26 protein-coding genes are annotated in these 24,903 nt (G+C 51.7%); 13 read left to right on the plus strand and 13 right to left on the minus strand.

Features of this window, described 5'->3' with window-relative positions:
• Nucleotides 1–440 (plus strand): DUF6641 family protein (locus tag B472_RS15910; protein WP_019425539.1); only part of this gene is annotated, 440 nt, incomplete at its 5' end.
• Between the two features lie 6 nt (nt 441–446).
• Here the strand turns inward: B472_RS15910 and B472_RS15915 are convergent.
• Nucleotides 447–1,670 (minus strand): site-specific integrase, encoded by a 1,224-nt coding sequence (locus tag B472_RS15915; RefSeq protein ID WP_133176118.1) that lies wholly within the window; start codon nt 1,668–1,670, stop codon nt 447–449.
• A 387-nt stretch (nt 1,671–2,057) separates the two neighbouring features.
• Here B472_RS15915 and B472_RS17245 point away from each other — a divergent pair, with 387 nt between their 5' ends.
• Nucleotides 2,058–4,484: a hypothetical protein gene (locus B472_RS17245; RefSeq protein WP_019425542.1), complete on the plus strand. Its 2,427-nt coding sequence runs from the start codon at nt 2,058–2,060 to the stop codon at nt 4,482–4,484.
• Here B472_RS17245 and B472_RS17005 read toward each other — a convergent pair.
• On the minus strand, nt 4,433–4,783 hold the full coding sequence (locus B472_RS17005; protein WP_133176119.1) for a hypothetical protein: 351 nt from the start codon (nt 4,781–4,783) through the stop codon (nt 4,433–4,435). The genes B472_RS17245 and B472_RS17005 overlap by 52 nt on opposite strands.
• Before the next feature lie 53 nt (nt 4,784–4,836).
• On the opposite strand from B472_RS17005, the gene B472_RS17465 reads away from it, so the two are divergent.
• From B472_RS17465 to B472_RS15935, 4 genes are all read left to right on the plus strand, one after another.
• Nucleotides 4,837–7,296 carry a M10 family metallopeptidase gene (locus B472_RS17465; protein WP_304598335.1) on the plus strand — a complete coding sequence of 820 codons (2,460 nt, stop codon included), beginning with the start codon at nt 4,837–4,839 and terminating at the stop codon, nt 7,294–7,296.
• Between the two features lie 29 nt (nt 7,297–7,325).
• Entirely contained in the window at nt 7,326–7,835 is a 510-nt protein-coding gene (locus B472_RS15930) for a lipopolysaccharide assembly protein LapB (protein WP_019425546.1), read from the plus strand.
• Complete coding sequence (locus tag B472_RS17455; protein ID WP_019425547.1) at nt 7,825–7,959, plus strand: hypothetical protein; 135 nt, start codon at nt 7,825–7,827, stop codon at nt 7,957–7,959. Before B472_RS15930 ends, B472_RS17455 begins: the two co-directional genes overlap by 11 nt.
• Nucleotides 7,960–8,032: 73 nt before the next feature.
• Nucleotides 8,033–8,716 carry a hypothetical protein gene (locus tag B472_RS15935; protein WP_157951994.1) on the plus strand — a complete coding sequence of 228 codons (684 nt, stop codon included), beginning with the start codon at nt 8,033–8,035 and terminating at the stop codon, nt 8,714–8,716.
• Between the two features lie 25 nt (nt 8,717–8,741).
• Here B472_RS15935 and B472_RS17380 read toward each other — a convergent pair whose 3' ends face one another.
• From B472_RS17380 to B472_RS15955, 4 genes are all read right to left on the minus strand, one after another.
• Nucleotides 8,742–8,894 (minus strand): hypothetical protein, encoded by a 153-nt coding sequence (locus tag B472_RS17380; RefSeq protein ID WP_238147465.1) that lies wholly within the window; start codon nt 8,892–8,894, stop codon nt 8,742–8,744.
• 63 nt (nt 8,895–8,957) lie between these two features.
• Nucleotides 8,958–9,329, minus strand: coding sequence for a hypothetical protein (locus B472_RS15945; RefSeq protein WP_019425549.1), 372 nt, complete (start codon nt 9,327–9,329; stop codon nt 8,958–8,960).
• Between the two features lie 143 nt (nt 9,330–9,472).
• Nucleotides 9,473–10,180 (minus strand): AAA family ATPase, encoded by a 708-nt coding sequence (locus B472_RS15950; protein WP_019425550.1) that lies wholly within the window; start codon nt 10,178–10,180, stop codon nt 9,473–9,475.
• A 57-nt stretch (nt 10,181–10,237) separates the two neighbouring features.
• A complete protein-coding gene (locus B472_RS15955; RefSeq protein ID WP_133176120.1) occupies nt 10,238–11,263 on the minus strand; it encodes a hypothetical protein in 1,026 nt (341 codons plus the stop codon).
• Nucleotides 11,264–11,279: 16 nt separating this feature from the next.
• Between B472_RS15955 and B472_RS15960 the strand changes: the two genes are divergently transcribed.
• Nucleotides 11,280–12,017 carry a hypothetical protein gene (locus tag B472_RS15960; RefSeq protein ID WP_238147466.1) on the plus strand — a complete coding sequence of 246 codons (738 nt, stop codon included), beginning with the start codon at nt 11,280–11,282 and terminating at the stop codon, nt 12,015–12,017.
• Nucleotides 12,018–12,116: 99 nt separating this feature from the next.
• On the opposite strand, the gene B472_RS15965 is transcribed toward B472_RS15960, so the two are convergent.
• Entirely contained in the window at nt 12,117–12,683 is a 567-nt protein-coding gene (locus tag B472_RS15965; RefSeq protein WP_019425553.1) for a site-specific integrase, read from the minus strand.
• Nucleotides 12,684–14,094: 1,411 nt separating this feature from the next.
• On the opposite strand from B472_RS15965, the gene B472_RS15975 reads away from it, so the two are divergent.
• From B472_RS15975 to B472_RS15985, 3 genes are all read left to right on the plus strand, one after another.
• On the plus strand, nt 14,095–14,529 hold the full coding sequence (locus B472_RS15975) for a DUF6641 family protein (protein ID WP_019425556.1): 435 nt from the start codon (nt 14,095–14,097) through the stop codon (nt 14,527–14,529).
• A 118-nt stretch (nt 14,530–14,647) separates the two neighbouring features.
• On the plus strand, nt 14,648–15,034 hold the full coding sequence (locus tag B472_RS15980) for a type II toxin-antitoxin system RelE/ParE family toxin (RefSeq protein ID WP_040505763.1): 387 nt from the start codon (nt 14,648–14,650) through the stop codon (nt 15,032–15,034).
• Nucleotides 15,034–15,351, plus strand: a complete 318-nt coding sequence (locus tag B472_RS15985; RefSeq protein WP_040505764.1) for a DNA-binding transcriptional regulator — start codon at nt 15,034–15,036, stop codon at nt 15,349–15,351. The genes B472_RS15980 and B472_RS15985 overlap by 1 nt, the downstream gene beginning before the upstream one ends.
• Before the next feature lie 25 nt (nt 15,352–15,376).
• On the opposite strand, the gene B472_RS15990 is transcribed toward B472_RS15985, so the two are convergent.
• Genes B472_RS15990 through B472_RS16000 form a run of 3 tightly spaced genes read right to left on the minus strand, consistent with a single transcriptional unit; the run spans nt 15,377 to nt 17,131 of the window.
• Nucleotides 15,377–15,658: a type II toxin-antitoxin system RelE/ParE family toxin gene (locus B472_RS15990; protein WP_019425559.1), complete on the minus strand. Its 282-nt coding sequence runs from the start codon at nt 15,656–15,658 to the stop codon at nt 15,377–15,379.
• Nucleotides 15,659–15,964, minus strand: a complete 306-nt coding sequence (locus B472_RS15995) for a ParD-like family protein (protein ID WP_019425560.1) — start codon at nt 15,962–15,964, stop codon at nt 15,659–15,661.
• Between the two features lie 6 nt (nt 15,965–15,970).
• On the minus strand, nt 15,971–17,131 hold the full coding sequence (locus B472_RS16000) for a site-specific integrase (RefSeq protein WP_050995409.1): 1,161 nt from the start codon (nt 17,129–17,131) through the stop codon (nt 15,971–15,973).
• Nucleotides 17,132–17,681: 550 nt separating this feature from the next.
• Here B472_RS16000 and B472_RS16005 point away from each other — a divergent pair.
• From B472_RS16005 to B472_RS16015, 3 genes are all read left to right on the plus strand, one after another.
• Nucleotides 17,682–21,029 carry a calcium-binding protein gene (locus tag B472_RS16005; protein WP_192877888.1) on the plus strand — a complete coding sequence of 1,116 codons (3,348 nt, stop codon included), beginning with the start codon at nt 17,682–17,684 and terminating at the stop codon, nt 21,027–21,029.
• 165 nt (nt 21,030–21,194) lie between these two features.
• Nucleotides 21,195–21,857 carry a hypothetical protein gene (locus B472_RS16010; protein ID WP_019425563.1) on the plus strand — a complete coding sequence of 221 codons (663 nt, stop codon included), beginning with the start codon at nt 21,195–21,197 and terminating at the stop codon, nt 21,855–21,857.
• Nucleotides 21,858–22,246: 389 nt separating this feature from the next.
• Complete coding sequence (locus B472_RS16015; protein WP_019425565.1) at nt 22,247–23,932, plus strand: M10 family metallopeptidase; 1,686 nt, start codon at nt 22,247–22,249, stop codon at nt 23,930–23,932.
• On the opposite strand, the gene B472_RS17010 is transcribed toward B472_RS16015, so the two are convergent.
• The 3 genes from B472_RS17010 to B472_RS16025 are packed head-to-tail and all read right to left on the minus strand — an operon-like array spanning nt 23,877 to nt 24,720.
• Nucleotides 23,877–24,167, minus strand: coding sequence for a hypothetical protein (locus B472_RS17010; RefSeq protein WP_133176122.1), 291 nt, complete (start codon nt 24,165–24,167; stop codon nt 23,877–23,879). The two genes, B472_RS16015 and B472_RS17010, sit on opposite strands and share 56 nt — an antisense overlap.
• Nucleotide 24,168: 1 nt before the next feature.
• A complete protein-coding gene (locus B472_RS16020) occupies nt 24,169–24,450 on the minus strand; it encodes a type II toxin-antitoxin system RelE/ParE family toxin (protein WP_019425566.1) in 282 nt (93 codons plus the stop codon).
• Nucleotides 24,451–24,720, minus strand: coding sequence for a ParD-like family protein (locus B472_RS16025; protein WP_202862790.1), 270 nt, complete (start codon nt 24,718–24,720; stop codon nt 24,451–24,453).
• Nucleotides 24,721–24,903 lie beyond the last annotated feature (183 nt).

The raw sequence follows: 24,903 nt of genomic DNA on the forward strand, positions 1-24,903 counted from the left end.
AGCACATGGCAAACCTTACAAGCCTCAAGCTGAGCACAGCGGTCAAACCCACACACATGCCCGCAGTCCAGCTGCGTCGCAACAAGCTGGCAAAGCGTTTGTGGGAACAAGCAGAGCTGGCAAGAGCGCAGCAGTCAGGCACTCAGTTCGCTCCAACCAAATTTCGCAGTGTTGTAGACACAGATACTGGCGTGCGAAAGCAAGTGGAAGTCAACAAGCGCGTTCAGCAGTGGTGGTTTGTGACCGAAAGCGGCAAGATGGCACTGAGCGTTCGTTATGGCGCCAGAGTGCTCGAATTAGCAAAAGGCAAGTTTGCCGTGGAAATTGCCAGCGATAAGGAGCTTGTGCCAACACTGGACATCATTAAAGCAGCAGTTTTGGCAGGTGAGCTGGATGCACAAATTGAAACTGCAGCTCAAACACTACGGGCTCAGTTTTAATAAAAGTCACGCTGGCAACACCACGTTGCCAGCATGTTCAGCAGCACGCAGCAAGCTGTGCTGACTCAAGTGGCTGTAACGCTGCGTCATGTTGACGCTGGCATGCCCCAGTATTTTCTGCACTTCATAGAGACTGCACCCCGCATTGACCAGAAAGCTGGCAAAGCTGTGGCGAAGATCATGCAGGCGTACATCAGCCAGCCCAGCAGCCGTTCGCGCAGTGTTCCAGCTGTAAAAGATGCTGACATAGGGCTTGTTTGTCTTGGGATTCACAAAGACCCACTCTGATTTTTTGGTGCGCGGTATGCGCTGCAGCAGTGTGATGGCTGCAGCACTGAGAGGAACGTGTCGTTCACGTCCTGACTTGGTCTTGGGTATGCGCCAAAAGCTTCGCGCTACATCCACATCCCGCCACTGTGCATCCAGCACTTCCCGCTTGCGTGCACCCGTCATCAGCAGAAACGGGATGATGAAGCGCAGCTGGGCATTGGGGCTCTGGTTCACTGCTGCTATCAGCTGCTTTGTTTCTTCAGCACTCAAGAAACGTTCCCTGTAGTTGCTGAGCCGTTTGAGTTTTTGTGTCATCGTGGGATTTGCCACAACGCCAGCGGTGTGCCAACGTATAGCCAGATTGAACATGTAGCGCAGCAGCACCAAAAGCCTGTTCACAGTGGCTGCACTGAGCCGCAGATTGGCACGGCTCATCACCAGTGCCACACGCTCAGCGGTCACAGCATCCATGTAGTCCGTGCCAATCACTGGCAGGATGTGATTGCGGAACACGCTGACATCCGTGTCCCAGCTGCGCTTGTAGCTCTTGATGTAGGGCAAGTAGCTGTCGTTGAAAAATTCAACCACTGTGACAGCCGTTCTCAGCTGTGCACGCTGCTCTGCGGGATCAGTGCCCATGGCGATTGCGGCTCTGGCACGCTCACACAGCACACGTGCCTGCTGTGGTGACACATCCGCTGCGTTTGCCAACTTGTGCAGTCGCTGTGCACCCCGTGCATCACGGTAGCTGAGGTAGTAGGTCTTGCCCCCTGTGGATCGCACCTCAATACCCAATCCCCTGCACTCTGTATCGCGTACGAAAACACGACCTTGCATACCTGTGCAGGCTAATTTGGAGATGCTGCGTTTAGTGAAATTGATTTTCATACACACCGTTGATTTCAAAAGTTCAGTGTGTTTTCGTATGCACGAATTCGCAAGAAAAATCTGCCGCGCCACAGCGCAAAGCAGTGTCAGGCGTTGCCTGAACTAGATGAAAAAACTTGGCGTTGCTGTTGATCAAGTGCAGCGTTTGCACGACTGAAATTCGCTGAAATGCCGTGTTGTGAATTTGCACATACGCAGTGTCATGGTGCGATTTTTGGACGCAAATTCATTGAAATCACCAACGATTCCAACTGGTTAAAAGCAATACAAAACTCTAACGCTCACTTGCAGGTGTGGCTAAAACTGCCTTCGACCGCTTCATTTCCCAACTGACCCAGCCCGTATTCGCTTGAGAGTCTTCACGCAGGACTTTCAAGCGAGTACGGGCTTTTTTGTACTCGGTTTCTTTGCAAAGAAATTTTTCTCAACCTTGATTTCATTTTTTTTAAGGAAAATCAAATGTCTTTCTTCCCAACGAACGCTAACCAAGTGCAAGCTTTTGCTGGCGCTATGTACGGCACCCAAATCGGCTCCGTCACAATGGCGCAAGTCACCAGTGACATCGCTGCTGCTGGTGGCCTGAAAAATGCCCTGAACGCCTACTACTCTGCCAGCTTTGGCAGCCTGCCCACAGCCACTGTGGCCGCCACTGTGGCTGCCAACCTCGGTTTGACCGGCGCTGCTCTGACTTCTGGAGCTGCTTACATCACTGCACAACTGAACGGCGTTGCTGCTGGTGCACGTGGTGCTCTGATCTCGGACATCGTCAACCTGTTCGGCACACTGAGCGCTGACGCCACCTTCGGCGCTGCTGCCACTGCTTGGAACACCAAGGTTGCTGCTGCTGTTGCCTATACTGGCGCTGCCAATGTGGCTGCTGGAACTGTGGTTGCAGCACCAGCCTCAGTGTTCACATTGACAGATGACATTGCTGACACAACTGGTACAGCCGGCAACGACACCTTCAAGGGCATCATCAACGATGACGGTACTGATAACTTGTCGACCATTCAGACCGGCGATCTGATTGATGGTGGTGCGGGTGTTGATAAGTTGGAAATTTCTGTTATCGAAGACGCTGGCACAACACCAATGATCGAGTTGGCTAATGTTGAGCAGGTCTACATTCGATCACTCAATAACGGTAACGGCATCGATGCATCACTCTGGACAGACGTTCAGCAAATTTGGAATAACAGGTCAACCGACGACTTGGATGTGGCCAATGTACAAGCCCAAGTAGTAATTGGTGCTAAGGACATTTCTGATCTCGGTTACGATGTTACTTACGAAGATGATGCCCTCGGCTCTGATGAGGCCACTCAAAAGTTCGTATTTCAAGACGTTGGTGACTTTGCTGATAAAGCCACTGTAGAACTGAGAGTTATGACTGGCGGCGCTGACGTTGTTACCGCCGTTGAAATTGATGTTACTGGGGAAAATGCTGTTGATTTGTACGGCGATATCGATGGCTTCATGGAATCGGTGAAAGTCACTGGCACTGGCAAACTGTATTTGGAAGATGATGGGGACTATTTTGACGAAGCCACTTTGGTGGACCTGTCCGGCAATTCCGGTGGCGTTGAGATGGGTGTTACCCATGAGGATGTTGTCGTAACAGGCGGTTCTGGTGACGATACGATTACTTTGGCAAACGGCACAGCCTTGACCGAAGAGGCCAGCATTTCCTTGGGCGCTGGCAACGACAGCCTTTTGGACGACGGCTCTGATGGCGTTGGTACAGATGCTGTTTTGGACGGCGGCGCAGGTACTGACACCATTGCTTCGACACTTCTGACTGTGGGTAACCGTGCAAACTTCAAAGGTTGGGAAGCTTTGGATATTGCAGGCGACAACCGAACCATTGATGCATCTTTGTTTACAGCATCAACCTTCAGTTCTATTGCAAAAACAGATGGTCAAGCAGGTAACGTTACGCTAAGTAAACTGGCCGGCACTAAAATAGTTATCAATGACACTTCAGCATCTAACGACGGTGATACTCTGACTGCCACGTTGGCTACGGCTACTGGTACCGCTGACTCTGCTGAAATCAAATTTAATGGTGATGGTGGCAGCACGCTGGCGAACTTCACGACCGCAGGACTTGAAACCATCACCATCGACTCTCAGTCTGAGAACACCGGTGATGCAAACGAAGTAACGGTTATCACCACCACAGATAACGTGCTCAGCAAGATCACGATCACTGGTGACAAAGACTTCACTTTGGGTGGTGTGACTGTCAACACAGCAGCAACACCCACAACGGTAACTACTGTTACAACAAGTACAGCGGCTGCGTTGACAAGTATCGATGGTTCGGCTGCAACTGGTGATCTCGATATTACAGCGGGCGCCTCACAAGTTACAAACAACCTGACAATGACCTTCAGCACCTTGACCATCAAAACTGGTTCGGGTGACGACTCTGTCAGCATCGGTGGCCGTGGTACGGTTGAAACCGGTAAGGGCTCAGACACTGTGAACGTTGCTGTTCTGGGTGTAACAGTCAACGTTGGGGTTGATAAAGATGAAGACACGGTAATTCTTGCAGATACGGCCGATTACACGGGTGCCACGACATCTTCCACACGATTCACCACGATTACAAATTTAGGTGAAGGTGATGCAATTGATTTCAGCTCAATTGAAGCAACAGAAACAGAGATCAATGATTTCACTACTGATGCTGAAGATTTCGGTTCACTCGAAGCTGCCATTGATGGTGCACTCGCAGATGGCATTGAAGTAAACCTTTTTAACTGGGTAGACGGAAACACATATTTGGTTGTAGATGGTACAAATAACACGGTGATCAGGCTGACTGGCACCTATGATGTTGCTGATTTGTCTCTGAATGCTGGCGTGATCACGTTCGAGTAATCCTCTTCAACTGAGACAAGCTCAAACCGCAAAGTAAGGGCTTGGATTGAAAACCTACTAACCCCATCCCTCACAAGGGGGTGGGGTTTTTCTATGTCCAAAAGGCTCATCATCATGATCAGCTTGATCAGCGCCGAAATCGCAGCAATCGCGTCATTGACAAACCACTGCCCCGTCTGTTTCGGGGTGTTTAAATGAGACTCCACCAAACCCTGATCAAAGCCCGAACCTGCGTGCAGCGCGGTCAGGTGGATGCCGCCGTCAAGATTTATCGTGGTTTTTTGATGATCGTTGCTCATGAGCAGATTCATCAGGATCACAAGTTGAAGATTGTAAAAGAAGGATCTGAATGATGGCTACTCCAACATCAAACGCAATAACTGTGAGTAGTAAAAAATTGAGTGGATTTTACAAAATAGATTCTTTATTACTTGGAACCAAGTGGGGTTCAGCATCAAGTACGCAAGTCTCTTTGACTTATAGTTTCCCGGGATCTCTAAGCTATTGGTCTACCTCGTCGTATGGTCCGACTTGGGGTTTTCGTGAGCCATGGAATTCGATTTCACCTTTAACTATTCAACAGCAAGTTGCTGCCGTATCAGCCTTGAATTCTTGGTCCAATGTTGCCAAAATTGTATTTACTCAAACAGTAGACACTTGGGCCACTGTCGGTGAGATCCGATTCGCTTGGACGCGAGGTGGTGGTATTCAATCAGCCCAGGCGCAAGCTTATTACCCAAGCACCAGCACCAGTGCTGGTGATATCTGGTTGAGCAGTTATCAGGCAGATCAGCACAACTTTATTGCAGGATCATATTGGTATTTGACGCTTATTCATGAACTCGGTCATGCATTGGGACTCAAGCACAGTTTTCAAACAAGCGGCTTGAATAGGAATGTATTGCCAAACGCAGAAGATGGGTTTCCATATTCTGTGATGAGTTACAGTGCATTTCCAGGAGTTTCTGGATCGAGCGTGAGTTTTAATCCCACTACACCGATGCTTTATGACATCGCAGCGATCCAGTATCTCTATGGCGTGAATACTTCATTTCAAAATGGAAATGACACATACATATTCAGCCAAGGCCAAGATTATTTTCAGACAATCTGGGATGCTGGTGGCATTGACACTATTGTATGGAGCGCTACAACAGAATCTGCACGGATTGATTTGCGTTCTGGTCACTTTAGTGACCTTGGTAATTCACTCACATTTTTGCGAAGTAATGGCAGTTTTCTGACAACTTCTTCATTGACGGTAGCAATTGCATTTGGAGTGACAATTGAAAACGCTACTGGAGGTTTCGCTAACGATATTTTGATTGGTAACGATTCTTCAAACGTATTAGACGGAAGAGCAGGCTCTGACACCTTGATAGGAGGTCTGGGCAACGACATATATGTGGTGGACGTTGCTGAGGATGTGGTAACAGAGAACGCGAATGAAGGTACGGATTCAGTGCGTGTGGCCTTTATGGGGTCAGGCACCTATGTGCTGAGTGCCAACGTCGAGAACGCATCGGTAACAGCGGATTCGACGATAACTGTGAACCTGACGGGCAATCAATTAGACAACGTGCTCACTGGCAATGCTGCGGCCAACATCCTGATCGGCGGTTTGGGCAACGACATTCTGGACGGTGGAGCAGGCAATGACACACTGGATGGTGGGGCGGGCACTGACAGGCTGCAAGGTGGTGCGGGGGATGACACTTACTTGGTGAACATGATCACCGATGTGGTTAATGAAACCATCACAGGCAGCAGCGGAAATGACACCGTGCGGTTGGAGCTGGTGACGGGCGGAAATTTCGTGCTACCGGTGGGCGTGGAAAACGTGGTAATCGTTAACGCAACAATTGGTGTAAACGTCACAGGAAATTCACTGGACAACAACCTGGTGGGCAACGCAGCGGCCAACATTTTGGTGGGCGGGGAAGGCAATGACACTTTGGTCGGTGGATCAGGTAACGACACACTGGATGGTGGACTGGGAACTGCTGATAGGGTGGTTTTGTCCGGTAATTTCGCTGAGTGGAGTGTGACACGTACGACCTTGACAGATACAGTTTTCACCCGGTTGGGCCAAGTGGTCACGATTCGTAGTGTGGAGTTTTTGAACTTCGCTGATGTTCAGATAGATGTGGCAATGCTGTGGAATAACGTTGCCAGCCGTTTCAACGATCAACTCACAGGTACCGATACCAGTGACACGATCAATGGGTTGGGTGGCAACGACAGAATAACAGGGCTGGGGGGCGATGACACGCTCATTGGAGGAGCGGGTTCTGACATTATCCTGGGTGGTCAGGGTAACGACACGATTGAATTAAGCGAAAGTACCTCTGCAAATGATTTCGTCTTATTTGCAGGTGGCAGCGGAGCTGTTGGAACTATAGCCAGGATCAGTACGCTGGGGCTGGACAACATCACCGGGATTAACTTGGGCAATAGCAGGTCCGCCGTGGATATTTTGCAATTCTCTGCTGCTGATTTTGGGATTGCCGCAGGACCTGCAACCCGTGGTTCAGCGACTGCGATTCGTGGAGGGCCTACCGCCAACAGCGATGGCAATGTCTATATCGTTACTACAGAACCAACAATTGATTCCATAGATCTCAATGGCAATAACAACGCAACGAATGGCGCTATTGTGTTCGTAGGGACAGCCACCGGGACATCTGGCGTATCGGTTTGGTTCATAACAAATGAAGGCGCCTTCAGCAGTGCCAATTCAGTGCGAATTGCCACGCTGGTCGGATTAAGCACCGCCAATCTGAATACATCTGACGTCTTGTTCATCGCCTGAATCGGCATATTGACAGTGTGAGTTCGACGGTGCCCCTCCACCAAACCCTGATCAAAGCCCGAACCTGCGTGCAGCGCGGTCAGGTGGATGCCGCCGTCAAGCTTTACCGTGGCTTGCTGGTCAGTTTGGCCCAGCACCCGCAGATCAATCTGGAGTTGGGTGTGCTCTTGCTGGAGCGACGCTCTCCCCAACAAGCCATTCCTTACCTGAGCAAGGCCGTGGCTGCCTTGCCTGCTGCTATGCCATACGTGTGTCTGATGATGGCGTACCAGCGCTGTGGTGATTTGGTCAGTGCCCGAGAAGTGTTGGCGCAGATGCATGCGCAAGGCTTTGATGCAGCACGTCTGGCGGTGTATGAGCAAGAACTCAACGAACCCACGCCGGAGGCGGTGCAAGCACTGGTGCAACTGATCGAATCAGGCAACCGCATCAGCGCCGAGATCGCTGCCCGAATGATGGTGCAGGACTACCCCAGCAGTGAAACGGCTCGGGACTGTTTGGCGAGGGTCATGGAGATGGAGGCGGTGAATGTCACCTGACATCGAAGCCGACTTCCAACGCGAACTCGCCGAGATAGCGGCCCGAATGATGGTGCAGGACTACCCCAGCAGTGCGACGGCGCGGGACTGTTTGGCGCGGGTGATGGAGATGGGGGGTGCCTGAGGCGGGGGCGGCGGTGCTGCTGGTGGTGTGAGTTTTATAAATGACGCTAGGTCTGAGAAGGCAAAATGAACAGATGATTCCTGTACATGACGTACCCGTAGATAGATTATTTCGAGTCTATGTCAAGAGCGGATTGGAAACACGTGTGGTGCTGTGGTTCCGATGTTCCAACAACGGGGACTTGGTTACTAAAGCGTTATCGTCAGGACGAAATCTACACGAGGTCAAGGGAAAATTCGACCACGGTATTTTTAAACCCATCACTGAACCAGAAAAACTACAGGGTCTGACGGGGGATGATCAGAAAGATCATCTTCATCTAACCATTCATCCCTCAATCAAGAAGCCTTCATGTGTATTAAATGGCATCATGGGTAGAAAACACACCCCACGATTTGACCTTAAGACATTTGATCGCTTGCAGCAGGTGGTCGTTCACCTACTTGCGACACCGCAGAATTACTCTATCGCAAAGCCTGATTTACAAAAAGATGGCGGTAAATTTCATGCGGTCCTTGGAAGTGCTTATGGTCTCGGGCAGCCACGAATAATTTTCTGGGTGGCCCCTATTTCCCGAGTCACAGTACAAGTGGCTAACGCTGATGTCTTACCCGACTGCTTTTTTTATGGGCGAGTTTCTCCTAGTGCCTTGAGTCATGATCTATTGCTGCAAGTTCAACTGGACACGGTTCCCTATTCCCAATATGGGGATATGCACATTCTGGCTGCTCCTGTGGCGGATGCAGAGGAAAAGTAACCATTAGCGATCGACAGTCATCAAATCACACAGGCTTCAGCAGCATCCAAGGCTCCACTTCCAGTGCTTGGGCCAGTCGCTCGATGTTGGACAGCGACACATTCCAGACGCTACGTACTTGGTTCGGGTTGCGATGACAGCTGCGCCAGCTGTATGGCGCAGCTAGCGCAGTGCTCACATGTACAGACGTAAAAAACCCGCACCATGGCGGGCTGGTTTGCGATGTAAAACACAGTGGTGATTACTGTTCGTCATACCTACGCTGAATCTCAACAATCATGCGGTAAAACTCGTTGAGATCAAGTTCAGTGTCGGGCATGTTTATTTCTTGTTCTTGACCGCTGGACAGGTCCAACCAAACGTAGAAGCAAACCTCCTCTTTGGGCCGATGAACAACAATGCCGCCATGTGTGTCGTGTTCGGGGAACTCGCCACTCAATGAGTCACGATGTACGAAGATGGCATAACAAGGCTGTTGCGGGTCTTCATTGTCGTCATCATCCATGGCAAATCCGTCTGGCACGATGCTGATGCCATCTGGGCAGTCATCCCACTCATGAAACTGCAGTGCCCAAGTGTGCAAAATCTTCTCGGCTTGGGTTTGAATGTCCATGGTTGGGTCTCCTGGTGTGTGAGGGTTCTGCTATCAATTCTAGATGCCACGTCACTGACGATTTGCAAGATAGCTTGGCAATAAAAAAGCCCGCATCATGGCGGGCTGAGGAGTTTGTCGGTTTGACACGACAAACTATGTGATCACTCAACCACCGTGCTTGGGGCTGAGCGCTGGCGTGAGACTTTGAGCACAAGCGCGGCAATTGCAGTGACGATATCGCGTGCATCGCCATTGCAAAGTTCAATGACCTTGATCAAGGCTTGGTCAGCGATGCCCGTGATGCCAGCATCAGCCAGCATGCGATGCGCCAGTGGCAACCAGTTGGCTGCTGGGGCTGCATTGAAGGGTATGCAATGACAGCGGCTGCGCACGCCAACCTCGACATTTTGGAAGTTGTTGGTGGTCAAGATGAACACACAGTTGGGGGTGTTCATCACAGACTTCAGCACCAGCATGGCCTGAGGATTGAGGTTGTCCACCTCATCAAACACCAAGTAATGATGGCTGGCAAACGGTACAAGCTGTGCTTGATTGCCAACGGCATTGAGCATGGTCATACCGTTGTTGCCAGGCTGAACTCGGATGTATTTCATGCCCGAGTTCATGGCGATGCCAGTGCGTGCCTCTTCCATGGCATCAGGTAGCAGCGCTGCCAGTGCACTCTTGCCAGTGCCAGGGATGCCGTACAACAAGATACCGCATTTGCCTTGTGTGATGGGAAAGGGGATATCGCCGCTGATCAAGTCTTGCAGCAAAGTCTTGTTGTTGGTACTTGCAAACACAATGTCTTGAATGGACTTGGGTTGGTAGCGGTCAGTGGTGTTGGTGACGTTGGTAGTGGTGTTCATAGCTTCTTTCATAAAAAATTTGGGAGAGAAATGGGTGACCGAAGTCACCCAATGGATTTAGGCAACAAGGGCTTGATCTGCAGCGGCTTGGGCAGCGTCAAGCTTTTGCTGCTGGATAGTGCTTTGCTGTTGTTCAATCTCTGCCTTCTCGCGTGCTGCTTTGTCTGCGCTGTAGTAGCTGGCAAGTGCAGCGTTGAGCACACCCGTACCATCGACCACGGCACGCACGTCAATACTGCCGTCCGCGTTCCAAGTGCCCAACAGCACGGTATTGGCACCAATCTTTGCAGCGTCAAGCTGCTGCTTAAGCTCCTCAGATTGCACAGTGCCCAGCTTCTTGGCGCTGATACGCTTGGATGCAATAGCGGCTTTGTCGTTGACAGTCAACGCCGTAGGAGACTTGTTGGTACGCACTTCTTCCAGACCGCCTGCGTTGAAAAAGAAGTCAACCAAGTTCTTGGGCTCAACCTTGTTGTTCAAAGCTTTGCGCAGCGCAGTTGCATATGCGCTGACACGGCGACGATCCACGCCAAATACGCAGGCAACGATGCGGTTGATGGAGTGGGTGGAGTCGTTGAATTTGAGATTGCGAAACACACAGTAGTCTTTCAAAGCTTGGCGTTTGGCTTTGGCAGCATCAGTGGCACCTTCCATGGATTTGTAGAAGGCGTAGCACTCAGCCAGCAGTTGATACAAATACTGGTTGGCAGTGCGGTATGCGCCTTGTTCCCAAGCTTCACGCTTGTGTGTCAGCAGTTCCAGCGTTTTCTGGGTGCTGGTGAACGCCAGATCTGCAGCCTTGGCGGTTGCGGACACAGTGTGTGTTGTTGCCGTGCTGTTGCCCTCGTTGATGCTGACAGCGGGCATGGCGTTCACAAACTCACTCACCATGGCAATGGTGGCGTTGGCGTTGGTGGAGGTGGTAGATTGAGCGATGACGTTGGTCATGATGTAGCCTTTCAATCTGCAGCGGGTTGATAAAAGGGTTTGTTGCTGCAGTGATGTAAATGTATTTTTCTGCGTACCAAAGTATTTAGGTTTTATGAATAGAAGTGATCTACCTAAACTGGCGTTCTTCTTCAAAGGCTTCCCAGAAGACGTGAGATTCAGACGACACACAGTGCCTGAATCGCTGGAGATAGCCCGCGGCACCATGTACGAGACTTGGTATCGTTGCCTGCAGTTGTCGCCCTACATGGCTGAGTCTTTGGCGTCTGGCATATGGCGCAGCGACGAGCAAGAACAGACCTATCAGCAGTTTGGCGACCTGCGGAACACCACGTTCGAGTCGTGGTGGCTGGACCGTGGTTATGAGTTGTTTCGCGAAAAAGGCGATTTCAAGAAAATCAGCGTGCAGCAAGACGCAGCTGCCATTGAAAGCGGTCAAACCATCGTGCTGGAGATCCCACTGACCGTGTCACCCGCAACATTAAAAGAGCAGTTTGATGATTTGCTGCGGCAGCACCACCCGCAGTTCAAGCGGTTTGATCGTTGGCAGCACAGCAGTGCCACCAGTAGACTTCGCGCAAGCAAGCTGACATCCGTGAGTCTGAACCTGTACGTCAGCGTGTATCAGCACTGGATCAAGGACACCAGTGCCGCCTTGTATGAAATAGGCGAGCAAATGGCATTGAATCCCCGTTATGTGGTCAAGCGCAGTGACATGCCGCAAGACGTCAAGGACAAGCACCTGCAAATGGCATTGATCGTCAGCGAGTATTTGGGCAAGGCAAAAAATCTCGTCGCCCATGCCTCAGAGGGCAGATTCCCCTGTACAGACGATCACGAGTGGATTGAGCGGGCTACAAGAGCGGCGAACTGGCGACACGCAGAGTGAATGTCGTGTCAACCCGACAAGTCTTGTGCCTAATAAACTGCTGCGGTGAGTTGTTGGCCAATAAGGGTCGACGGCTTTGTCGGGTTGACACGACAAACTTCAAATCAATTCCACTGCGTTGCGCTTCATGTCATCCGATGCATCCAGATAACGCATTGTGACCTGAATATTTCGGTGGCCGGCCAGATCTGCCAACACACGCACACTGATGCCTTTGGCGGCGAGCGAGGTCAAAAAGCTCCGACGCAGGCTATGGCTTGACGCTCCAGCAATTCCTGCACGCTTGAACAGGTAGTGGAAGTGCTGCGCCATCACATTGGCACTGAAGCGTTTGCGCCCAGCTGTGATGAATAAAGGATTGGTAGCAGGCACCATGCCCCGCAGGTCTAAATAGGTCTGCAGTTCATCACGCAGTTTCTGGGGCAAGAACACGGTGCGTGGGTGACGCCCCTTGGTCTGCGCCGCTGTGAGTCGTATTTCCCCACGCACACTGCCATCTGTGTTGCGCACATCCCCCACTGAAAGACTGGCTATTTCGCCGACCCTCATTCCTGACCACAGCCCTGTCAAAAACATCACGCGATTTCGCATGGCGTAACTGCGCGGCTCGATGTAGGCGAGCACTTGATCTATTTCTGCAGGGGTCAGTGTTTTGGCTTGGCTCATGGTGTTTGTGTTGTTGGTCAAATCGTTGCGTTCCTTTAAGTGTGTTTGGTTTGATGCTTTTGGGCGACCTGAATCCCGATGAATTGGCGGGACAAAATTCCTCAATGATTTCAACGAGATAAATCAAATAGTTATTTCATTTGGTGCTGTATTTATCCGCAGTTGTTGTGGATCTGATGCGATTGAGCCGTTCCAGATGTGGGACCTGCGCCACATATCGCAGCGCGGCGCACTTAACAGCGCACAATCTTTTTTTCTGAGGTTCAGCTGCATGGGGTGCTGGCGCCGAGCGATCACTGCGCACAGCGCGGATTTGAGGTGTTAGCTTTTTAGATGTGAACACTGCGCTAGCAAAAAAAACGCTGCTAGCGCTGCTGTCGTTTGGGAAGGTTTTGATTGAGGTCGTGACATGCCATTGCTCATGTGATTTGCATACCCATACAAATGTCAGTCACTGTGTAAGCGAGCGATGCTCGCTTGTGATGTCGCAGAAGTCATTCGCTGCCGCTCATGATCTGCTCATCACAGCTTTTTCAAAGTCACGCTGTTGAATGGTTTGTTGGCTGAACATGTATGACACGAGGGATATTCGATAGATTCAACCCACACTGAGCCTTGCAAACAGGCTCAGTCATGGGCTACGGACTTTCGATGAGTTCGTTACCACAGCACTTCAGCACAACCATTTCTGGTAAGGGCGGTTTCGCTATCTCCTTTTATGTGCTGCTTTGAAACGCAGCGTCTGCGATAGCCGAAGTGCCAACCAATCGCAGTGTTTGCAAGTTGCCGTGTAAGCATGGCTTGCTCGTGACGCAGAGAACTTGCGTTCAATCGTCTTTGTGCCGTTGTGTGTGCTTTGTCTGTAATAGGTGGCAAACCATAACGTCACTGTTGGACAGTGATTTCGACAAATCTTTGCTACCGCTCAAATCTTCCATCCCTGCGACACCGTTGTCCAGTTTGTGGGCGTCATGGCAACTGAGTGACGCGGCTCTTGTTTCGGTAGTGATGTTGCCGCAACAGTTTTCCTTTTCTGCTGCGTGCCATGTATTTATGTCGGGCAAATAAGACCATGGATTTTTCGCGGTCGTATTTGGCATAAATATCTGCATGCAAATACATGAAGTGGTCGACAAACCAAAATCACCTGAGCAGCAACGCATTGCCAGCCTCGCAGCCACAAAGGACAGGGCAGCAGATGCGCTGGCTGCAGAACGCCAGCGCCAAAAGCTCAGCAAGGCACAGCGAACGCTTGCGCAGGCACGGCACCCCATAAAAGCAGTGTCCTGAAAAGCGACACCGCGTGTGCTTGTCGCAAAAGACCCGTGGGAATGAACGGATTCTGGTCGCGCACTTGAACACATGATCACAAAATTGTCTGTGCTTCGACAACATCTGAAAGGAAAAGCACATGGCAAACCTTACAAGCCTCAAGCTGAGCACAGCAGTCAAACCCACACACATGCCCGCAGTCCAGCTGCGTCGCAACAAGCTGGCGAAGCGACTATGGGAACAGGCAGAACTGGCAAAAGCCCAGCAATCAGGAACACAGTTCTCAACCACGCGGCACCGCTCCATCGTTGATGCTGAGACAGGCTTACGCCGTCAGGTTGAAGTGAGCAAGCGCATGAAGCAGTGGTGGTTTACAACCGAAAGCGGCAAGCTGGCGCTGAATGTTCGTTATGGTTCAAGGCTGCTGGAACTGGCAAAGGGCAAATATTCGGTGGAGCTTGCCAGCGAAAAGGAGCTTGTGCCCACATTGGAAATCATTAAAGCAGCAGTTTTGGCAGGGGAACTCGACACAGCGATTGACGCTGCCGCCCAGGCATTGCGTGAGCAGTTTTAATCAGGTTCATGCGGGCACAGTGCTGGTGCCCGCATGGCTGGCAGAACGCAGCCGCAATAAGGATACTGGAGAGAAAAATACATTTGACAAACATTGCACTTAGTGCAACAATTTGACAATGTCAGATTCGCTCCAAATCCTAGTCACAAAGACGTTCGCTCGTTGGATGCGCAAGAGCCATGTCACCGATGCAGACATTGTGGGTGCAGCACAGGAAATGGTTCAGGGTTTGATCGACGCCAATTTAGGCGGTCACTTGGTCAAAAAACGTGTGGCGCTGCGCGGTCGTGGCAAAAGCGCGGGTGCGAGAACAATTGTTGCAACAAAATTTGAACAGCGATGGGTGTTCTTATTCGGGTTCGAAAAGAACGAGCGATCCAATATCGACGCCAGTGAACTCAAAGTGCTGCAGGAATTGGCCGCTTCGCTATTGGACCTAAATCAACAGGCCATTGAAGTGGCCATAAACGCTGGTCAATTGTTTCAATTGCAAGGAGACGAGTAATGTCAACCAAACGCAAAAGTAGAATTCTCGCTGAGGTTCATGAAACCGCTATGGGTCTCAACAATGCTGGACTGATCAGTAAAAGACGCATGGCTGAATTTGATGCGCTGTGCAATCTGGAAGTGAAACCCATATCACCCATCCAAATTCGTCAGCTGCGCGAAAAAGAGCACGTGAGTCAGGCTGTATTTGCTGCCATTCTCAACACCAGCATTTCAACCATTCAAAAGTGGGAATTGGGCGACAAAAAACCCAGCGGCCCATCACTGAAGCTGCTGAGCTTGTTGGAGCGCAAAGGCTTGGAGGCAGTTCTCTGATCTGACGCCTGAGTCAGCGTCACTGTCACCGCTTGAGATCTCGATAGAAGTTTTCATGGCTGCCCAGCAATAGCAGCATTCGCGTTTCTGGGTCGTACTCATAAGCCAGCAGCAACAGCTGGCTATTGCTCTTGAACTTGTGGACATACACACCGACAAGATCGCCCCGTTTGGGTTCACCGATATCGGGAGTTTTGATGATGACTTCAACAGCATCATCCACATCCACTTTCTGGTTTTTGTGCAGTTTCTTGTAGGCACGTGCAAAGGCGGCGCTCTGTAATACCTGCACTGACTTGATAGTCATTTACGCTCGTCCCTGCGGTACGAAAGTAGTGGCCAGTGAAGGCCCTTCTGCACGGGCGACTAGAAGGTCGCGCACAAAGTCGATGGGCAAGTCTGGATTGTCCAGCGCAGCCTTGCCCACCATTGCCCAAAACTCAACCTGTCCAGAAATGCTACGGCGCTCAGCAAAGGCGTGTGCTTTGGCTTGCTCGTAGAGCTGGTCATCAATGCGTACAGGCATACCCATAATAATCTCCCTGAAGTGAACTGCTACTATTGTAGCGAAACGTATCGTGCTTTCAACCTCAAGCTCGAGTTCCAGCGTCAATTCAATCTACGCTTGAGCCTGTGTCATAACGACTGCACCCGCGTGGCTGGCAGCTCGCAGCAGACTGTCTTGACTGAGATGGCTATAACGCTGCGTCATGACCACACTGGCGTGACCCAGAATCTTTTGCACCTCATAGAGACTGCAGCCCGCGTTGACCAAAAAACTGGCAAAGCTGTGACGAAGATCATGCATGCGTACATCTGACAGTCCCGCTGCTGTGCGTGCTGTGTTCCAGCTGATAAAGATGCTGACATAGGGTTTGAGTGTCTGGGGGTTGGCAAATATCCACTCACAATTCCTGCGTCGTGGCACGGACTGCAGCAGCTCAGCAGCAGCAGCACTCAAGGGCACATGGCGCTCCCGCCCTGATTTGGTAATGGGTATGCGCCAGAAGCTGCGTGCTGTATCAATGTCACACCAGCGTGCATCCAGGACTTCGCGCTTGCGTGCACCCGTCAGCAGCAAAAACGGGATTATGTAGCGCAGCATTCGATTAGGGCTGTTATTGACTGCAGCAATCAGCTGCTGTGTTTCTGCAGCTGACAAAAACCGCTCCCTGTGATTGCTGAGTTTATGCAGTCGATGTTCAGCAGTGGGGTTGGCCACAATGCCCGCTGTACGCCAGCGTATGGCCAGGTTGAACATGTAGCGCATCATGATCAAGACCTTATTACAGGTGGCTGCTGACAGTTTGGACTGCACAGCTCTCATCACTGTGCCAACTCGCTCAGCAGTCACAGCGTCTATGAAGACGCTGCCAATTACAGGCAGTATGTGATTGTGGAACACGCTGACATCGGTTTCCCAGCTGCGCTTGTAGCTCTTGATGTAGGGCAGGTAGCTGGTGTTGAAGAACTCCAACACAGTGGGCGCTGCGCGCAGCTTGGCTCTTTCTTCAGCGATGTCCGTACCCATCACAATTTTGGCTCTGGCGCGATTGCACAGCACGCGAGCTTGTTGAGGTGTGATGTCCGCAGCATTTGCCAATTTATGACTGCGCTGGTGCCCACGTGCATCACGGTATGTCAGGTAGTAGGTCTTGCCTCCTGAGCTTCGAACTTCAACACACAGCCCACGGCACTCGGTATCACGCACGAACTCTCTCCCGTATGTGCTTGTGCATTTGAGTTCGTTCACAGATTTTTTGGTGAATTTGATCTTCACAGCAGCTCCTTTTAAAAAAGTCACAGTATGTGATCGCATGGGGCAAAGGGCAAAAAAATCTGCCAACGCTCAAGCGTAGAACGTTATCAGGCTCTGCCTGAACTTGGCTCCCAAAAGTCGGCGCTGCTGTTGGCTTTGTTAATTTTCTGCAGCACAAAAAGCTGTGCAATCGATCTGTATTTTTTCTGCACTCATGCTGTGTCAATTTGAAGAAAAACGCAGCTGCAGAAAACGAAAAAGCAACTAAATCAACTGGTTGCACTGTCTACCAATTTCTAGCGCTCACTGCAGGTGTGGCTAAAACCGCCTTCGACCGCTTCATCTCCCAACTGACACAGCCCGTATTCGCTTGAGCGCCCTTCACCAGGACGCTCAAGCGAGTACGGGCTTTTGGCTTGATCACTCGTACTCGGTTTCTTTGCAAAGAAATTTTTCACTCAACCTTGATTTTATTTTTTAAGGAAAAATCAAAATGGCAATTACCACATCACAAGCACAAAGTCTCGTGCTTGCCCTCTTCGGCGCTTCAGCTGGCGGTCACCTGACTGGCTTGGCTGCTGCCTCCAACCTGAACACCTTGGCTGGTGACTTGTCCATGTCCGCAGGCCTGATCCTGGGCAAAGACCTCAGCAGCAACACCGCCTTCCGCGATCACATCACCTCCAACCTCAAGTTGACTGGTGACGCATTGACCGCTGCCAACGCTTGGTTGGATGGCCAGCTCAACGCCGGCGCCGCCCGTGGCGACATAGTTGCCACTGCCGTGACATTCTTGGCTACGCTGACAGACACCACCAGCCCCTTCTACGCGGCTGCACAAACCTTCAACACCACAGTCGCTTCTGCAGTGACCTGGTCCACAGGCGCTGGCGCCACCACCTTCGGCGTGTCGGCTCTGCGCGCTAACCAAGGCAATGTGGATGTGGTTGCTGGTTCTTCGTTCACGTTGACCACTGGCACAGATACCTTGATCGGTACTGCCGGTAATGACACCTTCACTGGCGCTGATACATCCAGCACCACCACAGACCAGTATCAAGATACAGACCGCATTGTTGATTCATCCACAACCGATAGCGATACTGCAAACCTCACACTTGTTGCTGCAGCTACTCCTCAAGTAGTGAACGTCGAAATAGTCAATGCTCAAGTTAATTCGCTGAGCTCTGTCACATTGACAGCATCTGGCATGACTGGCGTGCAAAACCTGACAGTCACACGCGGTGATGTTGTGGTTGGTGGTTCCACTTTGGCTGGCAACAAAGCTGTTGTGGTTGATGGATTGAATGCAGGCGCAGTTGCTGCTGTTACTGCTGGTACTGGCACAACTACTGTTACCGTTACACAAGCCGGTGTTGCAGGCGCCACTGTGAACGCCAACACTGCCTCCGGAAACACTACTGTTACTGGTGCCGCAACTGTGAATGCCAGCGGTGCTGGTGCTGGTGACACGGTAACAGTCGAAGCGCAGACTGACTCGCAGGCTACAACTGCAACGAATGCTGTCGTACAAAATGCTAAAGCTGTTTCTGTAACAACCAATGCGGCAACCGTATCTATTGCCGATAACACCAATAAGTTTACTGGCGCAATCACCGTGAATGCTCCAGCAGCATCATCCGTAACCGTTGCTAACGCTGTTGGTGGTGCAACTGTTACTGCAAGCACAACATCGACTGCCGACTCCACGATTGCTGTGACCAACATTGACAACACTGGCGCAACCATTGTGACTGGTACAGGTGCACGTGAAGTTACGACTCCTGTCAAACAAATCACAATCAACCTCGATGGTACGACTGCTACTACCGACGCTGTTTCTATCAGCGGTAACGGTTGGATTGCAGTTGATCAAGATGTGAACGCCAACGAACTTGTTGACAATATCACTCTCTCTGGCGTTGACGCAGCTGTAACCTTCGATATGACTGGTACTGAACTGGCAACCTACACATTGACAGGTTCACAAAACGTTACGCTGCGTGGCGATGGTGCAATCTTCACAGGTAAAGCTATCACCAACAGCACAACGGGGGCAACAACAACGTTGACTTTGGATACTCTGGGCGCTGATGCAGACTTGTCTGCTGCCACAGTCAATTCAATCGTAGTTGGTGCTACCGGAACTTCTCGCACTCTGACTCTTGCAACCGGCGCTAGTGTTGTTTTGGCTGCTGACCAAACTACAGCTTTTGCTGTTGCAGGTAAGGCATCTGGTGCAACCATCAATCTGTCGACTGCTGATGACACTGCTGCCAGCGGCGCTACCATTGACCTTACTACGGCAACCCTGACCGCCAGCTCCAATGTGTCTGTTCTGAACATTGATGCTACGGTTGGTAAACTGACTCTTGGTACGGCTCTTACTGCAGGCGCGACTACAACAGTTAACGTCAGTGGTACAAAAGACGTTGCTCTGGGTGCAGTCACTGCTAAAACAGTTAATGCTGCCAACCTCACGGGTGACCTCACGATCGGTTCAGCTGCCTCGACTGCCTTGACAACGGTCGCATCGGGTGCTGGCGACGATTCAATTTCTGTGAACGCTGCAGCCGCATACTCCATTACCACTGGTGATGGTGCTGATGCCGTCACTCTGGGTGCCAACGCTTTGGCCGCCAGTTCAGTTGTCACCGGAACCGGTGATGACGAAGTTACAGTCAATACTACTGCTGCTGTAGTGATCGTGACTGAATCAGGCAACGACACAGTGACCGTTGGCGGCGCCACAACCAACTCAGTGATCTCACTGGGCGAAGGCGTTGACAAAGTGGTGTTCACAACGAACGCTGCTATTGACATGTCTTCAGCAACCAACTTTGCCAACTTTGCAATGCTGGATGTGGAAGAAGTTGACATTACAGCCGTTAGCGCGACTTTGACCATTAATACGACATCGTTTGCCAAAGACAATACATTCAAACTCACAGGTGACAGCGCAACAGCCGATATCCTGCGTGTCAAGAATGTCAGCTCAACCGCTGGTGCCACGATTGACGCTTCCAACATTACCTTCACAAAATCCAGCGGCTTGCAGCTGGCCAAATTGGAACTTGAAGGCGGTGCAAAGACTGACACTATTACTGGTTCGTCGATGAACGATACGATCATTGGCACAAAAGGTGGAGACACTGTCGATGGTGGTTCTGGTACTGACACCTTTGATGCAACTGGAATGAGTGGCGTTGCGGAAGTTTCTGGCGCTACAAATAACACCAGCGGTGTGGTGATCAACTTGGGCGCAACAGCAGTTACGGCTGGCACAATTGCGGCAACAAGCGTTGGCATTGTTTCTGGTGAACTCGCTACTGTCGGATCTGGCAAGGTAGCCTATTTGTATGGCACTGCAGCTGCTGACAACTCTAGTGTTCAGGCGACACTCAGCTCGATTGAAAACGTCATTGGTTCTGCTGGTGCTGACTACATCATTGGCTCAGCAGGCAATAACGTCATTACCGGCGGTGAAGGCGATGATTACATTATTGGCGGTGCTGGTGTAGACACTTTTGTATTTGCAGCCGTAGGCGCTGATAACGGGGCAGACAAAATTAGTGGCTTTACATCTGCAACAGATATTTTGAACCTTGATGCCTACATGGATGGAATAACAAAATTGTTCGAAGCAGAGGCGGATGCGTCAGTTGCGACTAGCATTACAACCAACGCAAACGTAATCGCCGTGGGTGGAGCAGTTAGCATTGACGATGCAGCTACTTTTATCGCAGGTGATGCTACGGTCCTTGGCACAACGGGTATCATTATTGTTGATAACGGAACTGATTCTTTCGTATACTACACAGACAACCTTGCAGGTAACGGCACAGAGGTCTTGGTGGCAACCCTTCTGGGTGTTGCGGCTGCCGAAGCCCTCGTAACCGCTGACTTCTTATTCGCCTAATCTCACATAATTGAGACGATTCCAGCCACCCAAGTGGCTGGGGACTTAGGTTAGAACCCCTCAAACCCCACCCCTCACAAGGGGGTGGGGTTTTTTGTTGTTCAGCGGCAATACTTTGCCGGGTCTATTTTTTGCTTGATGTACCAGTAGCATCGAGGAGCGGAAATGACCAGCATTCAATCCATCAAAACCGGCAACCCAGTTCCCACACCCAATCCATCCAAGCAAGTGCAGCCCATTGAGGACTTTCTCAAGTCATTTGATTTTCAATTGCACGCGCAAGAAAAACCTGCCCTCACTGCCGACACAGCCAAGAGCTTGATCTACCGTGCGATGACCACGGGTGTGCCCAACTCGGAGATGGACAAGTTCGGTGGGTCAATGGAGGTCATGAAGGTATTTGAGGCCAACGGCGGGCAATACGACATCATGACGATTCCGGACGATCTGCGTCGAGAGTTGGCACAAAAGGTGTCCGAGTCCGGAGTGGGCAATTTGCTTGCAGCCAAGATTGATAATTTGACAATTGCAAGCTCCGCCATTCAAACCCTGAGCGATGCAGGGGTGGATTCTGCGGTGATCGAACAGTTGCGCAGAAGTGGCCATCAATTAGCCGAAGGCCTTGAGGCAACATCTGTTCAGACACAACCTTCTGCTGTGGCGACGCTCCCTGGTATTGAGTTCGCAAACTCAAGCAGCCATGCGATCGTGAATCCAGAGCCACACACGACATCGGAGCAACTGCAGCAGGCCATTGAAGACGCCACAGCGAATGCATTGCCTTACGTGGACAGTGCCAGCTATTTGAACGGCTTGTTCAAAGCTTAACGCCCGGTATCAAATCAGGCCTCTCGGCCCAGGCGCAGCGCGTTGGGATATCTGCCCGAAAAGCTGTTAAGGAATAAGCGAGCGGTAAATTAAACATAGCGACGGTACTGGGTTACAGGGTCAAGACCACATCATGGTTTTGACCGCCTCAACACGGATCTTTTTGTAGATGGAACGGGTACGAGTGGCCCCATTGCAAAGCGTATTCTTCGTTCCAATCCAGACGCCAACAAGGCTGCCAGAGGCCATGTGCAGGCTTTTTTGAAAAGACATTGCGACAGGTACTGGGCGAACCAATGAAGGCCGCAGGTTAAACGTTGGAGGTAAACTCAATTTCGACCTATGAACCCACGCCAGGTGGGTTTTTACCGCGGTCACCCAAAGCCAACATGTCTGCGCCTGACCTCTCCGCATCTGTCTCCATTGTGCTCCTGCCCTTTGCAGGTCATGCACAGGCTACGACCATCGCGGGCTTGTTGCCCGATCTGCCGGTCAGGTGGGGCAGCGCTCAGACGACTTGGACGGCACTGACCTACAGTTTTCCGTGGTCGCAGGGGCAGGAAGCTGTCTTTGCGGGACCTACGGGTCAAGCCTATTCGACGCTCAACGAGCCGGGTGCAGCCGCTCGCGGCAGCCTCAATCCTCTCCAGCAGGAGGCTTTTGTCCGGGTTCTGGACGCATGGGCCAGCGTGGCCCGCTTGCAATTCAGCCAGGTGACGGAAACAGCCTTGAAGGTCGGAGACATCCGGGTGGCCTGGACTTCGGCCTCCACTGTCACGGCATCAGGCGGCGCGGCATGGGGTTGGTCGAATTTCCCCGATGACTACTGGCCAAGTGCGGGGGATGTGTGGCTCTCGAGGGACACCGCCAGTGGTGCGCAAAGCTGGGCGATGGGCGCCTTCAATTATTTTTGCCTGCTGCACGAAGTCGGGCACTCGTTGGGGCTCAAGCACCCCTTTGAGGGGCGCAACAAATTGCCCGATGGTAAGGATGTGCGCACTTTCAGCGTGATGTCCTACGAAGATCCGCAGGACTTGCTGTGGGTCGACGTCAAGGCTAATTCAGATGGGTCGCACACCTGGAGCGCAACGCCCGTGCGGCCCACTACCCCGATGCTCGGGGACATGCTGGCCATCCAATACCTGTATGGTGCCAACACCACCTACCACACGGGTGACAATGTTTACTCTTTTGACCCGAGTAAGCCGTTCTATCAGACCCTCTGGGATGCTGGGGGCGTGGATACCCTGAGTGCGGCGGATTTTTCCGAATCTTGCCGCATCGACCTACACGAGGGTGCCTATTCATCCTTGCGGATGCGATCCAACTGGAGTCAGTACAGCAACCTCAACTGGAACAGCACCCCAGACCTGCAGCGCCTGTATGACGGGACGGACAACCTGGCGATGGCCTGGGGAACGGTGATCGAGAACGCCGTCGGTGGTCGGGGTGATGACGAGTTGATCGGCAACAGCAGCGACAACGTCCTTAAGGGCGGGGCCGGCAACGATCTGCTGCGGGGCCAGGCAGGGATCGACACCGCTGTCTATGATGCGCCGCGCGCCGCCTGCAGCTTGAGCCCGACGGCGACCGTATGGGTGTTGCACGACACGACAGACGGCAGCCGGGATGTGCTGGTAGGCATGGAGCGGCTGGTGTTCAGAGACCAGGCCCTGGCCCTTGACTTGGAGGGCCATGCGGGTATGGTGGCCAGGGTCATGGGGGCGGTCTTTGGCGCGGCATCAGTGGGCGAGCGTCCTGACCATGTGGGCATGGGGCTGTACTTTGTGGACACCAAGGGCTTGAGCATGCTGGAGCTCTGCGCACTGGCGCTGGGTGCCCGGCTGGGCCCATCGCCGACCCCTGTCCAGGTGGTTGACTTGCTCTACACCAACGTGGTGGGCCAGGCCCCTGATGCGGCCACCCGCAAGACCTTCACCGACTTGCTGGAAAACGGTAACTTCACTGTTGGCGGTTTGAGTGTTCTTGCAGCGGACACCGAACTCAACCAAACCAACATCAAGCTAATGGGCTTGGCCCAGACGGGCTTGGTGTATGTGCCATTTGGCGGCTGAAAACATCGCGCAACCTGTTCACTTCCGCACCGCTGGTGTGCATCCGCTTGGTCAATTCAGTCTTGATCATTTGTAACGCTTTCATCTCCTGGGTGATTTGACATGCGATCACGCGCTTCACCACCCGTCTTCTGATTTCAGCACGGCGAAAAGGTCGTTCCCGCGAATCAGTTTTCATCTGCATCATGCGCTGAAAACTCACAGCAAGTTCACCTGACCAGAGCTGGGTTTTCATCCTAACGTTTGAGAACGCGATAGAAATTTTCGTGGCTGCCCAGCAAGAGCAGCATGCGCGTTTTTGGATCAAATTCATAAGCCAAGAGCATCAGCTGACTGTTGCATTTGAACTTGTAGACATAAACACCCGAGAGATCGCCATGTTTGGACTCGTCTAGCTGGGGTGTCTTGATGATGACAACAACAGCATCATCTACATCCACTTTCTGATTTTTCCGCAGCTTTTTATAAGCCCGAGAAAAGGCTGCACTCTGCAGCACCTGCACACACTTACTGGCCATTTACGCTCGACCTTGCGGCACGAAAGCTGTGGCCAGTGTGGGGCCTTCTGCGCGGGCAATCAGAAGGTCGCGCACAAATTCGATGGGCAAGTCTGGATTGTCCAATGCAGCCTTGCCTACCATTGCCCAAAACTCTACCTGTCCGGCGATGCTACGTCGCTCAGCAAAGGCATGTGCTTTGGCCTGCTCGTAGAGCTGGTCATCAATGCGAACTGGCGTACCCATATAAATCTCCATGACGTCAATCGCTACAATTGTAGCGAAACGCATCGCTTCGCCAATTGCGAGCCAAATGGTAAGCTGATTACATCCATAACAATATCTCACCCCCCCTCTGTCACGATAGTTGTCCGGTCTCTTGAAGAGACAAATTCAATCCACCGAGGGGACGGGAAAGATGGAACTCATGCCAGTCTATGGCCCGCAATTCAAAGAACAGATCGTCAAAAAGAT

This window comes from Limnohabitans sp. Rim28 (genome assembly GCF_000293865.2).
In the GTDB taxonomy this organism is placed as follows: domain Bacteria; phylum Pseudomonadota; class Gammaproteobacteria; order Burkholderiales; family Burkholderiaceae_C; genus Limnohabitans_A.

What these genes read in the sequence shown, in the direction of transcription:
- B472_RS17245 (WP_019425542.1), top strand. Translation starts at nt 2,058, where the DNA reads ATGTCTTTCTTCCCAACGAACGCTAACCAAGTGCAAGCTTTTGCTGGC.
- B472_RS17005 (WP_133176119.1), bottom strand. Translation starts at nt 4,783, where the DNA reads ATGAGCAACGATCATCAAAAAACCACGATAAATCTTGACGGCGGCATC.
- B472_RS17465 (WP_304598335.1), top strand. Translation starts at nt 4,837, where the DNA reads ATGGCTACTCCAACATCAAACGCAATAACTGTGAGTAGTAAAAAATTG.
- B472_RS17455 (WP_019425547.1), top strand. Translation starts at nt 7,825, where the DNA reads ATGTCACCTGACATCGAAGCCGACTTCCAACGCGAACTCGCCGAGATA.
- B472_RS15935 (WP_157951994.1), top strand. Translation starts at nt 8,033, where the DNA reads ATGATTCCTGTACATGACGTACCCGTAGATAGATTATTTCGAGTCTAT.
- B472_RS15945 (WP_019425549.1), bottom strand. Translation starts at nt 9,329, where the DNA reads ATGGACATTCAAACCCAAGCCGAGAAGATTTTGCACACTTGGGCACTG.
- B472_RS15950 (WP_019425550.1), bottom strand. Translation starts at nt 10,180, where the DNA reads ATGAACACCACTACCAACGTCACCAACACCACTGACCGCTACCAACCC.
- B472_RS15965 (WP_019425553.1), bottom strand. Translation starts at nt 12,683, where the DNA reads ATGAGCCAAGCCAAAACACTGACCCCTGCAGAAATAGATCAAGTGCTC.
- B472_RS15975 (WP_019425556.1), top strand. Translation starts at nt 14,095, where the DNA reads ATGGCAAACCTTACAAGCCTCAAGCTGAGCACAGCAGTCAAACCCACA.
- B472_RS15980 (WP_040505763.1), top strand. Translation starts at nt 14,648, where the DNA reads ATGTCAGATTCGCTCCAAATCCTAGTCACAAAGACGTTCGCTCGTTGG.
- B472_RS15985 (WP_040505764.1), top strand. Translation starts at nt 15,034, where the DNA reads ATGTCAACCAAACGCAAAAGTAGAATTCTCGCTGAGGTTCATGAAACC.
- B472_RS15990 (WP_019425559.1), bottom strand. Translation starts at nt 15,658, where the DNA reads ATGACTATCAAGTCAGTGCAGGTATTACAGAGCGCCGCCTTTGCACGT.
- B472_RS16010 (WP_019425563.1), top strand. Translation starts at nt 21,195, where the DNA reads ATGACCAGCATTCAATCCATCAAAACCGGCAACCCAGTTCCCACACCC.
- B472_RS16015 (WP_019425565.1), top strand. Translation starts at nt 22,247, where the DNA reads ATGTCTGCGCCTGACCTCTCCGCATCTGTCTCCATTGTGCTCCTGCCC.
- B472_RS17010 (WP_133176122.1), bottom strand. Translation starts at nt 24,167, where the DNA reads ATGAAAACCCAGCTCTGGTCAGGTGAACTTGCTGTGAGTTTTCAGCGC.
- B472_RS16020 (WP_019425566.1), bottom strand. Translation starts at nt 24,450, where the DNA reads ATGGCCAGTAAGTGTGTGCAGGTGCTGCAGAGTGCAGCCTTTTCTCGG.
- B472_RS16025 (WP_202862790.1), bottom strand. Translation starts at nt 24,720, where the DNA reads ATGCGTTTCGCTACAATTGTAGCGATTGACGTCATGGAGATTTATATG.